Origin of the sequence: Micromonospora sp. NPDC050795, assembly GCF_044456785.1 — a bacterium.
Lineage (GTDB): Bacteria > Actinomycetota > Actinomycetes > Mycobacteriales > Micromonosporaceae > Micromonospora.
Genome location: NZ_JBITGE010000018.1, coordinates 88,774 through 100,899 on the forward strand (window position 1 = coordinate 88,774; position 12,126 = coordinate 100,899).

A 12,126-nucleotide genomic window follows, 5' to 3' on the forward strand; every position below is an offset into this window, starting at 1 on the left:
CGGGGGCGCACGGTCAGGGGCGGAGGTTGACGATCCAGCCGTAGAGGCCGCAGACCCAGAAGGCGAGCGGCACCAGCGAGATGATGAGCAGGATCTCGGCGATGTCGAGCAGGCGGCCCCAGACCGGCGAGATGCGCTTGCCGGCGACGGTCAGACCGTAGATCAGGCTGATCACCGCGGCGAGCACCAGACCGCCCAGGATCAGGCCGAGCCGGACCGGCAGCGACCCGCCGGCGAAGGTGGTCGCGGCGGCCAGGCCCAGACCCACGGTGCCGGCCAGCAGCACCGGGGTGCGCTGCGCTCGGCCCAGGAGAGGACGGGCCCGCAGCAGTGCCAGCAGTGCCAGCACCAGGCCGAGCAGCACCGCGGGCAGGCGCCCGTCCAGGGCCAGCACGAGTTCCGCGCCCAGCACCAGCAGCGACACCGTCCACAGCAGACCGGTCAGGAACGCGTCGGCGCGCTCACTCTGCTGGAGCACCTGCCGGCCGTCCACCGACTCGCTGTCGGTCTTCAGGTCCTCCGGACCGGTCGGGATCGACGGCACCGGCAGCCGGGCCAGCCGGTAGGCCATCATCGGCAGCGCCGGCACCACGCCGAACGCGACCGCCGCGACCACCGCGGCGGAGGCCGCCGCGTCGAGGTCGAGGCCCAGGCAGAGCACGGCGCCCAGGCCGGTCGCGGCCGCGACCCCGATCGCGGCGAAGAAGAGGGGGTACCGGTCGCCGACCGCCAGCACCGCCACCGCGCCGGCCACCACCGCGGCGGTCGCCGCGAGCAGGACATGCGGACTGGCCAGGTCGGTCAGTGCCCGATCACCGGCCAGCAGCAGCAGGCCACCGGTGGCCGCGTGCACCAGGCCGACCAGGGCCAGCACCGCGCCGATGCCACTGTCACCGGCGGCCCTGGAAAGCACCGCCGCGCCCACCAACAGCGCCACCGCGACCAGCAGCGCGGCCAGCGCGCCGGGCAGGTGCGGCGGACCGGCGAAGAGGGCCGCGAGCGCGCCGGCGCCGAGCGCCGCCGCCGCGAAGACCACGGCGAAGGAGCGGGTCGCGCCGACCTGCCAGGCGCCTGGGCGCTGGTTGGTCGCGGTCGCGACCGCGTCCACCACGTCGTCGAAGACGATCTCCGGCGCGGCGTCGGACCGGGGATTGAAGTAGAGCACCTCACCGTCCCGGACGCTGAGCTGCGCCGCGGTACGACCACCGTCGAGGGGCGCACCGCCCAACCGGGACAGTGCCCAGCCCCCGCGCCGCGCACCCTCGTCGGCCATGTCCTCACCGGCATAGCGCAGCAGCGTGGGAAGCAGGTCGGCCAACGGCACGTCCGACGGCAGCGCCAGGTCCATCCGGGTACGCGGGGCCACGATGGTGATCCGGCTGAGACCGCCGGTCGCCGTCTTCGTCGCCACAGTGGCCTCCAGGTGTGCGTCTGTGATCGGCTGGCTGGGATGCCGCGGTCCGGGTCCACCGCGCACACGGCAGATTACCTACGATGACGGCACGTACGATGCCCACCCGCGGGCGGTGTTCCGCGGGCCGCACGTCATCAGGGCCGCTTCTGGGGAGGAGACAGCCGTGAGCACTGTGGTGTTCCGCCGGCTCCCGCGTCAGCCGGGGCCGGCCCTGCCGCGGGGCGAGGTGCTGCTGGAGTCGCCTCCTGAGCTGCCCGAGCCGACACCCCGCGGGATGGGGCAGCTGCTCATGATCCTGCCGATGTTCTGCGGGGTCGGCGCCATGGCGTTCCTCTACGCCGGCAAGGGCGGCGGCATGATGACCTACGTCGCCGGTGGTCTGTTCGGTGTCTCGATGCTCGGCATGGCGATCGGCTCGTTGGCCAACAGCGGCGGCAAGGACAAGGCGGAGCTGAACGCCGATCGCCGTGACTACATGCGCTACCTGGCGCAGATGCGCAAGCGCACCCGGCGTGCCGCCGAGCAGCAGCGGGCCGCGATGGCCTGGCGGCACCCGGAGCCCGACGCGCTCTGGTCGATCGCCGCGTCCCGGCGACTCTGGGAGCGGCGGATCACCGAGGACGACTTCGGCGAGACCCGGATCGCCCTCGGCCCGCAGCGGCTCGCCGTGGAGATCGTCCCACCGGAGACGAAGCCGGTGGAGGACCTGGAGCCGATGAGCGCCATCGCGCTCCGCCGGTTCGTCCGGGCACACTCCACTGTGCCCGAACTGCCGACGGCGCTGTCGGTGCGCGCCTTCAGTCGGGTGGTGCTGCGCGGCGACCGCGAACCGGTGCTCGACCTGACCCGGGCGGCGCTGGGGCAGCTGACCACCTTCCACGCACCGGACGACCTGGTGATCGCTGTGGTCGCCGCACCCGACCGGCAGTCGTCCTGGGACTGGGTGAAGTGGCTGCCACACGCCCACCACGGCGGTCGGACGGACGCCGCGGGCGCGCGGCGGCTGGTCTTCGCCAGCCTGGCCGAGGCCGAGGCGTCGCTCGCCGCCGAGCTGGCCGGGCGGCCCCGGTTCGCGCCGGAGGCCAAGCCGCTGACCACCGCCCCGCACCTGGTCGTGGTGATCGACGGCGGGGAGATCTCGCCGACCTGCCAGCTGGTCGGCCCGGGTCTGCTCGGGTCCACCGTGATCGACCTCTCCGGGACGGTGCCGCGCGACGCCGGCCGCTGGCTGCTCTGCCTTGACGTGAACGACGGAGGCTCACTCGACCTGGTCCGGGGCACGTCGTCCTCGACGCTGGGTCGTCCCGACCGGCTCAGCGCGGAGGCCGCCGAGGGGTTGGCCCGACAGATCGCCCCCTTCCGGCTCTCCCAGCAGCAGACCGGCGGCGACGAGCCGCTGGCCCGCAGCACCGAGCTGCCGGACCTGCTCGGCGTCGGTGACGCCGCGGCGGTGGACGTGCAGAACACCTGGCGCCCGCGTGGGCACCGCGACCGGCTGCGCATCCCGCTCGGTGTCGGCCCGGACGGCAACGTGGTCGAGCTCGACTTCAAGGAGTCGGCGCACGAGGGCATGGGCCCGCACGGTCTGGTGATCGGTGCGACCGGCTCCGGCAAGAGCGAGCTGCTGCGTACGGTGGTGGCCGCGTTGGCGGTGACCCACTCGTCGGAGGAACTGAACTTCGTCCTGGTGGACTTCAAGGGCGGCGCGACCTTCGCCTCGCTGGAGGCGCTGCCGCACACCAGCGCGGTGATCACCAACCTGGCCGACGAGCTGCCGCTCGTCGACCGGATGCGCGACGCGCTCGCCGGCGAGATGGTGCGCCGCCAGGAGTTGCTGCGGGCGGCCGGCAACTACGTCTCCCGCTTCGAGTACGAGAAGGCGCGCTCGGCCGGTGAGCCGCTGGCGCCGATGCCCAGCTTGTTGATCATCTGTGACGAGTTCAGTGAACTGCTCGCCGCCAAACCGGACTTCATCGACCTGTTCGTGATGATCGGCCGGCTGGGGCGATCCCTCGGCGTGCACCTGCTGCTGGCCAGCCAGCGCCTCGAAGAGGGCAAGCTGCGGGGCCTCGACACGCACCTGTCGTACCGGATCGGTCTGCGGACCTTCTCCGCTGTGGAGAGCCGGATCGTGCTCGGCGTCCCGGACGCCTACGAGCTGCCGAACGCGCCGGGCCACGGCTACCTGAAGACGGACACCAGCACCATGCTGCGGTTCCGGGCCGCGTACGTGTCCGGGGCGTACCGGGCGCCGGGGCAGCAGGCCTCCGCCTCGCAGGCGCTGGTGCAACGCCGGATCGTGCCCTACGGTCTCGACTTCGTGCCGGTGCAGGTCCCGCAGGTGCCGGTGGCCGCCGCTCCGGAGGCGGAGCAGCCAACCGACGGCAAGGCCGTGGCGATGCTCGACGTGCTGATCGACCAGCTCAAGGGTCGGGGCCGCCCGGCGCACCAGGTGTGGCTGCCGCCGTTGGCCGACCCGCCGGGTCTGGGCGAGCTGCTCGGCCCGCTGGCGGTGGACCCGACCTACGGGTTGTGCACCGCCTCCTGGCCCGGACGCGGGCGACTGACAGTGCCTGTCGGGGTGGTGGACCGCCCTTACGAGCAGCGTCGGGATCCGATGATGGTCGAGCTGGCCGGGGCCGGCGGCAACGTGGTCATCGTCGGTCGGTCGCTGAGTGGCAAGAGCACGATGCTGCGTACGCTGCTCGCCTCGATGGCGCTCACGCACACGCCGCGGGAGGTGCAGTTCTTCTGCCTGGACTTCGGTGGGGGCGCGCTGCGCAGCATGGAGCGGTTGCCGCACGTGGCCGGGGTGGCGGGTCGGCGCGACGTCGAGGCGGTCCGCCGGACGGTGGCCGAGGTGGTCGCCGTCCTGGACGATCGGGAGGGTCGTTTCGCCCAGCACGGCATCGACTCGGTGGCGAGTTACCGTCGTCGTCGTGCCGCCGGTGAGTTCGCCGACGATCCGTTCGGCGACGTGTTCCTGGTGGTGGACGGGTGGAACACCCTGCGTCAGGAGTACGAGGAGCTGGAGCAGACCATCACCACGTTGGCCAACCGGGGCCTCGGCTTCGGTGTGCACGTGGTGCTCACCGCCGTGCGGTGGGCGGAGATCCGGATCAACATGCGGGATCTGCTCGGCACCAAGTTGGAGCTGCGCCTCGGTGACGCGTCGGAGTCCGAGATCGACCGTCGGGCGGCGAACAACGTGCCGGAGAAGTCGCCCGGCCGTGGCCTGACCCGGGACAAGCTGCATTTCCTCACCGCGATCTCGCGGATCGACGGCCGTCGCGACATCGATGATCTGAGCGAGGCCTCGCTGTCCCTGGCCGGGCACGTGGCGGCGAACTGGCCGGGGCGTCCGGCGCCGAAGGTGCGGTTGCTGCCGCGCCGGCTGCCGGTGACGGAGCTGGCCCGGATCATCGACCGCTCGGCGCCCGGTATCCCGATCGGTGTCAACGAGTCGGCACTCGCGCCGGTCTACCTGGACCTGGTCAACGAGCCGCACCTGACGGTCTTCGGCGACGCGGAGTGCGGCAAGACCAACCTGCTGCGCCTGATCGCCCGGGGGATCACCGAGCGGTACACGCCGGCGCAGGCCCGGCTGGTGATCGCCGACTACCGGCGTGGCCTGCTGGGGGCGGTGGAGGGTGACCACCTGCTCGACTACGCCCCGTCGAACCAGGCATTCGCCCAGGGGCTGGGGTCGATCCGCAGCGCGTTGTCCAACCGGCTGCCCGGCCCGGACGTGACCACCGCCCAGCTGCGTGATCGGAGCTGGTGGAAGGGTCCGGATCTCTACATCCTGGTGGACGACTACGACCTGGTGGCATCGGGTGGCAGCAACCCACTGAGCGCCCTCCAGGAGTTGTTGCCGCAGGCCCGCGACATCGGTCTGCACCTGATCGTCACGCGCCGCGTCGGTGGTGTGTCCAGGGCGCTGTACGAGCCGGTGCTGCAACGGCTGCGCGAGTTGGACTCGCCGGGCCTGCTGATGTCCGGCAACCGGGAGGAGGGCGCGGTCTTCGGCACGTTGCGGCCGAGCCCGCAACCGGCCGGTCGGGGCACCCTGGTTCGCCGTCGCGATGGCCAGCAGCTGATTCAGACCGCCTGGTCTGAGCCGGTCTGAGCGCTGTCGGTCGTTCGGTAGGGGGTGGTGGGCCGTTCCGGCCCGATTCACCACCATCCATCGAACGTCGCCGGTCAGGGCTGCGAGGGCTGGACACGTTCCGCTACGGTCTTCACAGGAGTGTCCGTCGGTGGGGTGTTGCTGCCTTGCCGCGGGGGAGGGGTGCGGCGAAGCCGCCACCACAACAGACGGAAGGGTGTGAAGCATGGCGTTCGAGGTCGAAGCTGCGACTCTGCATACCGCCGCGAGTGACGTGCGGTCCACGCGCAGCGAGGTCGACGGCGAGCTGAAGAAGCTGTGGAACGTGGTCGATGACCTGGCCATCGCGTGGAAGGGTCAGGCGTCCACTGGCTTCCAGTCGCTGATGACGCGCTGGAACGAGGACACCGTCAAACTGCTGACGGCGATGGACAGCATCGCTGACCTGCTCGACAAGTCGGGTACGACGCACCAGGTCAACGACGAAGAGCAGCAGCAGATGCTGGACAAGTTCCACTCTGCTCTCAACCCGTGATCCGTAGCCGGCAGAGGAGGAAATCGTGACGATCAAAGTTGACTATGCGGTCCTCGAGAGCAGCAACCAGCAGATGCAGGCCATCTCGAAGACCCTCGAGGAGAAGCTCGACACGCTGCGGTCGATGCTGACCAAGCTCCACTGGGACGGCGAGGACCGGGTCGCCTACGAGCAGCACCAGGCAAAGTGGGACGCGGCGGTCCGGGACATCAACCGGATCCTGAACGAGATCGGCGGTGCCGTGGGCATCGCCCGCGAAAACTACCTCACCACGGAGATGAGCAACTCCAAGGTGTGGAGCTGAGGCATTCGCACAAGCGGCTCCGGTCCGGTTCGCCCGGCCCGGAGCCGCTGTGTGTCTGGCGTTGGCGGGCGTAGGCGTCGGCGCCGGGCTGCGCAGCTCAGCCGGCGGTTGGTGCGTCGTTGCGTCGGCCGGGGCGCCAGTCGCGTCGGCGGCCCAGGGCCATGATCGGTCGCGCGACCAGCAGCAGCCCGGCGAGTAGCCCGCCGATGACCGCGGCCCAGATCGCTGTGGGGCGCTGCCAGCTCAGCGGGTCGTCCCGCACGGCGGGCGCCGGGAGCGCGCCGGCCGGCGGGTTCGCCCTGGTGCCGAGCAGGCTCGACACCGCCCGGTACGGGTTGACCATCCCGTGCCCGATGTCGGCGTTCTGACCCTCGGGTGGGTTGTCCGCGGTGCGCTTCAGCCGATCCGCTACCTGCTGCGGGTCGAGACCGGGGTAGGCGGCTCGGACCAGCGCGGCCGCTCCCGACACGTAAGCGGCGGCGTAGCTGGTGCCGCCCTCCGGCACGGTGCGGTAGCCGCTGTTTCCGGGTGCCGGCCCGACGATGTTCATCCCGGGTGCGGCGATGTCGACGTAGTCGCCGCTGATCGAGGTGCCGACGTGGCCGCCCTGCTCGTCCACCCCGCCGACCGCTATCACCCCGGGGTAGGCGGCCGGGTAACCCGGCAGGTTCTGCGAATCTTCCGACCGGTTGCCCGCGGCGGCGACCAGGACCACCCCTTTGGCCAGCGCGCGCTCGACGGCCGCCGTCAGTTCGGGGCGGGGAACCGTGGTCAGAGACAGGTTGATCACGTCGGCGCCCTGCTCGACCGCCCAGTCGATGGCCGCGGCGATCTGCGCGGGGAGTTGCGGGTTGTTGACCGCGCCGAGTTGCGGCAGCACCCGGATCGGCAGGATGCGGGCGGCCGGGGCGATGCCGCTGAAGGGGACGACGGTGCCCTCCCGGCCCGCGATGATGCCCGCGATCAGCGTGCCGTGCCCGGCCTCGTCGCACTGGCCCTGGCGGGCCGGCAGGCCGTTGAAGTCACGACCCTCGAGCACCTGCCCCTTGAGGAGCGGGTGGGCGGCGGAGACTCCGGAGTCGATCACGGCCACCGTGATCCCGGCGCCCCGGGACAGCGGCCACGCCGAGGACGGCTCCAGCCGGCGGAGCGCCCACGGCATCTGGGTCAGGCTGTCGGTGCCTTTGGGACCGCAGAGGGGCGGCGCGGCGGTCGCGGGGGAGGGTGCCACCAGGCCGGCGCCGAGCAGGACCGCCAGCGTTCCACTGAGGACGCCGCGAAGGGCACGGCGGGACGGGGTCGCGCTCAACGGCGGGCATTCGCGCACCCGCAAAGGTTACCGCCGTGACCGTTGGTCAGCGGCCCCCGGTGACCGGGGTCAGGCCCGGGGCTCCGCCTTCGCGGTGGACGTGTCGGCGAACAGCGCCAGCAGGTCGCCGACCTGCCGGTCGGCCTCGGCGGGGTGCCGGAACCGGCCGGCCGGGTTGAGGGTGTATTCGTTGCGTCGCCCGACCCGGGTGCGGTGCAGGTAACCGCCCGCCTCCAGGTCGGCGACGATCGCCTGGGCGGCCCGTTCGGTCACCCCGACCTCGGCTGCGACGTCACGCAGCCGGGCGGTGGGATCGCGGGCGATGGCCAGCAGGACGTGCCCGTGATTGGTGAGGAACGTCCAGTTCCGCCCACTGCCGGTGTCGCCCGTCACCGTGCTCGCCATCGTGTGACCGCCCTTCCGGATGTCCGTCTGCCCTCGCGAGAGTCTGGTCCGCCCCGCCCCGGGAAGGTTGCCCAGGGGGTGGCCGGAGTGAACATATGAAATCTAAATCACGCATACCTTGACGCATCTTACGGTGCGTGTGACGGTGGAGCACGAGCCAGCGCCCGCCGCCCGGCCGGCGGAGAGCCGGTTTGACCAGGTCAGATGCGTCGAGACGAGGTGCGGGATGAGTCATACCGGGAGCTCCGGCGGTCAGCCGGGTCCGCAGCGGACCACCGACCGGGCCACCGCGCTCAGTGAGCCGACCCGGGCGTACGCCGAACTGGTCGCCGGCAACCGGCGCTTCGTCGATGGCGCCCCACGCCACCCCAACCAGGATGCCGGGCATCGCGCCGCGGTGGCCGACGGGCAACACCCGTTCGCGGTGATCGTCGGCTGCTCCGACTCGCGACTGGCAGCCGAGATCATCTTCGACCGGGGCCTGGGCGACCTGTTCGTGGTTCGCACCGCCGGGCACACCGCCGGCCCCGAGGTGCTCGGCAGCGTCGAGTACGCGGTGACGGTGCTCGGCACCCCGCTGGTGGTGGTGCTCGGTCACGACTCCTGCGGTGCGGTGCAGGCGGCCCGGGAGTCCGCCGCTACCGGCACCGCGCCGAGTGGGCATCTGCGCGCCGTGGTCGACGCCGTGCTGCCCAGCCTGCACCGGGCTGCGGCCGAGGGCGTGGACGACATCGACGGCATCGTCGACATCCACATCGCACAGACCGTCGAGACATTGCTCGGGCAGTCGCCCGTGCTGGCAGACGAGGTGGCGCGGGGGCGGTGCGCGGTGGTGGGCGTGTCGTACCGACTGGCAGCCGGAGCGGTCCGCCCGGTGGCCGCCGTGCCGGCCGGCTTCGCGACCCCGGCCGAATCGACCGACCCGGCCGCGCCTGCCACCGTCTGACGCGACGAGGGCCGCTCCGCGTCACGCGGAACGGCCCTCGACGGGGATCGTGCGGGTCAGAGCAACGACATGTGAACGTGGTCGGTGTGGTTCGACGGCCCGCTGTACGAACTCCAGCCGGTGGCCGGGAACCAGATCTGCCGGTTCCAGATCACGTAGTAGATGCCGAGCCGGTCGGCGTTACGGATGAGGAACGCGGCGACGTTGTTGCCGTACGTCCGGGTGTCGTTGTTGTGCCACGGGGAGAACCCGCTCTTCTGCAGCGACCAGTCGCAGGCGCGGCCCTTCGGGTGCTCCCACGGCCCGCCGGGGCGGTAGCAGCCGACGAACCGGTTGAAGCCGGCCGCCTTGACCTCCTTGTACGCGTGCAGCGTGCGCGGCGTGATGCAGCCGGAGGTGGTGGGGTCGTTCTCGCTGCACGACTGGGCCTTCCAGTCACCGTCGGCCGTGCGACCGGGGCCGATCTTCGCGACCTTGGAGGTGGCATCCACCAGGCCGCCGGTGAAACCCTTGCCGCCGACGAGGGAGAGCGCCTTGTCGGCCTCGCTCTTGCGCTTCGCCATCAGGGCGGTCTGCTTCTGCTGCTCGCGGACCTCGGTGTCGAGGGCCAGCTTGGCCTGCTCGGCGCGGGCCTTCACCTCGTTGACCTCGGAGAGCTTCTTCTCGTTCACCATGTTGATCTCGTCGAGCATCCCGGCGCGTTGGACGAACGAGTCGGGCGCTTCGCTTTCCAGCAGCATCGCGACCGCGCCGATCCGGCCGGTCCGGTACGCCTGGGCGGCGATCTGCCCGACCTGCGGGGCCAACGCGTCCAGGTCGGCCTTGGCCCGGTTGACCTCCGCCGCCAACTCGTTCTGCCGCTTCTTGGATTTGTCCAGCTTGGACTTCGCGGCGGAGTAGTCACGGTTGGCCTGCTCGATGACGTCGTTGAGCAGCTTGGGCTCGCCGTCCTCCTCGTGCCCGGACGGTGTGGGGTTCGTCGGGGCGGCGTGCGCCGGGAACGGCCCAGCGAACACAGTCAGTGCGGCGATCACGGCCACCACGGGTGTCAACCAGCGGCGTAGGGGTGCCGTCACAATGTTCCCTTCCGTCGACCGCCGACCGGGTTAGCTGACGGGTTCGGGACGGAAGTGGCCCCTACCGCTGATGCGGATTCACCCCAGGTACCTGGGTCCCCGGCTCGCCGGTTGGCGATTGGGCGGTGGCACCGCAGGCGCCGCTTCGCGCCTTCATCGGTAACCGGCAGCGAGGTTACCCGAGAGTCGACCGGCAGAGCTACGCCTGGATGCCGACTAAAAGCGTCATTTCGCCATAGCGTTGAGTGACCAGTGACGGGGTTCTCAGGGTGGATGCCCGATCTGGTCACGCTGAGGAGTGTCACCATGCCGTATCCGTGCTCCTGTTCGACTTCGGCCACCGGTCGGTGGCCTCGGGTGGGGGTGCGGTCCGCGTCCGGTCCGGTTCGTCGGAGCCGGCCGTTCGCGGTGAGCTGAGTGCGGCCAGTGCCTCGCTGCGGTCCGGTTGGGGCCGGGGCGCGGGAGCGTCGGTGGGCGCTGGGGCGTCGCTGCGCCCGGCGGCGGTGACCACTGCGGCCAGCCCGGTGGTCAGCGGCACGGCGGCGATCAGACCGAGGGTGGCGACCGCGCTGCGGACGATCTCCTGCGCGAGGAACTCACTGGTGAGGATCTGCCCGATCGGCCGCGAGTCGGCGGTGAGCAGGAGCAGCAGGGGCAGTGACGCGCCCGCGTACGCCAGCACGATGGTGTTGACAGTGGAGGCGATGTGCGCGCGGCCGACCCGGGTGGCGGCACGGTAGAGCTGCAACCGGGTCAGCCCGGGGTTGGCGTTCGCCAGTTCGGTGACGGTGGCCGCCTGGGTGACCGTCACGTCGTCGAGCACCCCGAGTGACCCGATGATGATTCCGGCGAGCAGCAGACCGTGCAGGTCCACGTCGCCCTGGAACATCGACAGGGTGGTGGCGTCCTCGCTGCCGAAGCCGGTGAGGTGGGTCGCGGCCGTGGCGATGGTGGCGAGCACGCCGGTCAGCACCAGGCTGCCCAGGGTGCCGAGCACCGCGACCGAGGTCTGTGCGGTGACCCCGTGGGTCAGATAGAGCACCACGAACATGATCAGGGCCGCGCCGACCACCGCCACCAGCAGCGGTGACCTGCCGGCGCTGATGCCCGGCAGCACGAAGGTGAGCAGGATGGCGAAGCTGGCGGCCAGCCCGGCGAGCGCGGCCAGACCTCGCCACCGACCGAACGCGACGATCGCGGCCGCGAAGATCACCGCCAGCCACACCATCGGGGTGCCGCGTTGGTGCTCGGCGATGTTCCAGTTGCTGGTGGCGGGATCGGTCGGGTCGGCCAACTCGACCAGGACGACCTTGTCGCCGACCTCGACCCGGGGTGCGCCGGGCCCGTCGGGCACCGGGGTCCGTACCTGCTGGCCGGCGTTCGGCCCGTCGTCCACCCGCACGTCGACAGTGCCGCACCGCCCATCGCCGACCCGCGGTGTGCCCTCGGGGACCGACGGCACCGGCGGGCACGGCTCGCTCACCACCCGGGTGACAGTGCCGGGGTGACGCGGCACGTCGGCACCACCATCGGTCTGGGGTGACCCGCCGCGCGGCCAGAGCAGCATCGCGGCCAGCACGGTGGCGACGAAGAGGGGTACCACAGTCAAGACGAGGATCCGTCGCACCCGAGGCGGGGCGGACGGAGCGGGGTGAGTGTGGTCGGCGGCCAAGGTGAGACTCCCAACGATCCGGTGCGGGATACGGGTCAGCGGGCCGGGCGGTTCACCGTTGCGGTGGAAACGCGGCGGACGGCGGGGCGGATCGCTGCCTGACGACCGCTTGATCACGGACGGTCAGTGCTCGGCCGGGTCGGCCGGGGGCACCGCCACGACGTGGCGGCGCCGGTGCCCGACTGTGCAGCGGCATTCGGAGGGCCATCGAGGAGATGCTAGCCAGCCCCTCCGGGGGTTGCAGGTCGTGGCGGAGTGTCGGGCGGCCGAACCGCTCGCGCGGCGGTCTCCGGGGCGGCATGTTGGAGCCATGCCCGCTCCGTCACCGCCCGACCCCGACCGATCGCGACGCGCCGA

At 71.5% G+C, this 12,126-nt stretch carries 9 protein-coding genes and 1 riboswitch; of the genes, 4 read left to right on the plus strand and 5 right to left on the minus strand.

Going from position 1 to position 12,126, the window contains the following annotated elements; translation table 11 throughout:
• Positions 1–13: 13 nt before the first annotated feature.
• Positions 14–1,411, minus strand: a complete 1,398-nt coding sequence (gene eccD, locus ACIBEF_RS17845; protein ID WP_396794356.1) for a type VII secretion integral membrane protein EccD — start codon at positions 1,409–1,411, stop codon at positions 14–16.
• Between the two features lie 166 nt (positions 1,412–1,577).
• Between eccD and eccCa the strand changes: the two genes are divergently transcribed.
• From eccCa to ACIBEF_RS17860, 3 genes are all read left to right on the plus strand, one after another.
• Entirely contained in the window at positions 1,578–5,543 is a 3,966-nt protein-coding gene (eccCa, locus tag ACIBEF_RS17850; protein ID WP_396794357.1) for a type VII secretion protein EccCa, read from the plus strand.
• Positions 5,544–5,748: 205 nt separating this feature from the next.
• A complete protein-coding gene (locus ACIBEF_RS17855; protein WP_030329557.1) occupies positions 5,749–6,057 on the plus strand; it encodes a WXG100 family type VII secretion target in 309 nt (102 codons plus the stop codon).
• A gap of 25 nt (positions 6,058–6,082) precedes the next feature.
• Positions 6,083–6,361, plus strand: coding sequence for a WXG100 family type VII secretion target (locus ACIBEF_RS17860; RefSeq protein ID WP_030329555.1), 279 nt, complete (start codon positions 6,083–6,085; stop codon positions 6,359–6,361).
• 97 nt (positions 6,362–6,458) lie between these two features.
• On the opposite strand, the gene mycP is transcribed toward ACIBEF_RS17860, so the two are convergent.
• Together mycP and ACIBEF_RS17870 are read right to left on the minus strand one after the other, a co-directional pair.
• Positions 6,459–7,688 (minus strand): type VII secretion-associated serine protease mycosin, encoded by a 1,230-nt coding sequence (gene mycP, locus ACIBEF_RS17865; protein ID WP_396794358.1) that lies wholly within the window; start codon positions 7,686–7,688, stop codon positions 6,459–6,461.
• Between the two features lie 51 nt (positions 7,689–7,739).
• Positions 7,740–8,075, minus strand: a complete 336-nt coding sequence (locus ACIBEF_RS17870; RefSeq protein WP_396794359.1) for a helix-turn-helix transcriptional regulator — start codon at positions 8,073–8,075, stop codon at positions 7,740–7,742.
• Positions 8,076–8,301: 226 nt separating this feature from the next.
• Between ACIBEF_RS17870 and ACIBEF_RS17875 the strand changes: the two genes are divergently transcribed.
• Positions 8,302–9,021: a carbonic anhydrase gene (locus ACIBEF_RS17875; protein WP_396794360.1), complete on the plus strand. Its 720-nt coding sequence runs from the start codon at positions 8,302–8,304 to the stop codon at positions 9,019–9,021.
• A gap of 56 nt (positions 9,022–9,077) precedes the next feature.
• Here the strand turns inward: ACIBEF_RS17875 and ACIBEF_RS17880 are convergent, their stop codons facing one another.
• The gene (locus ACIBEF_RS17880; protein WP_396794361.1) at positions 9,078–10,097 is read right to left on the minus strand and encodes a coiled-coil domain-containing protein; all 1,020 of its coding nucleotides are present in this window, start codon (positions 10,095–10,097) and stop codon (positions 9,078–9,080) included.
• Between the two features lie 4 nt (positions 10,098–10,101).
• A riboswitch (cyclic di-AMP (ydaO/yuaA leader) is annotated at positions 10,102–10,232 on the minus strand.
• A gap of 166 nt (positions 10,233–10,398) precedes the next feature.
• Complete coding sequence (locus ACIBEF_RS17885; protein WP_396794362.1) at positions 10,399–11,769, minus strand: YibE/F family protein; 1,371 nt, start codon at positions 11,767–11,769, stop codon at positions 10,399–10,401.
• Positions 11,770–12,126: the final 357 nt, after the last annotated feature.

What these genes read in the sequence shown, in the direction of transcription:
- ACIBEF_RS17855 (WP_030329557.1), top strand. Translation starts at nt 5,749, where the DNA reads ATGGCGTTCGAGGTCGAAGCTGCGACTCTGCATACCGCCGCGAGTGAC.
- ACIBEF_RS17870 (WP_396794359.1), bottom strand. Translation starts at nt 8,075, where the DNA reads ATGGCGAGCACGGTGACGGGCGACACCGGCAGTGGGCGGAACTGGACG.
- ACIBEF_RS17875 (WP_396794360.1), top strand. Translation starts at nt 8,302, where the DNA reads ATGAGTCATACCGGGAGCTCCGGCGGTCAGCCGGGTCCGCAGCGGACC.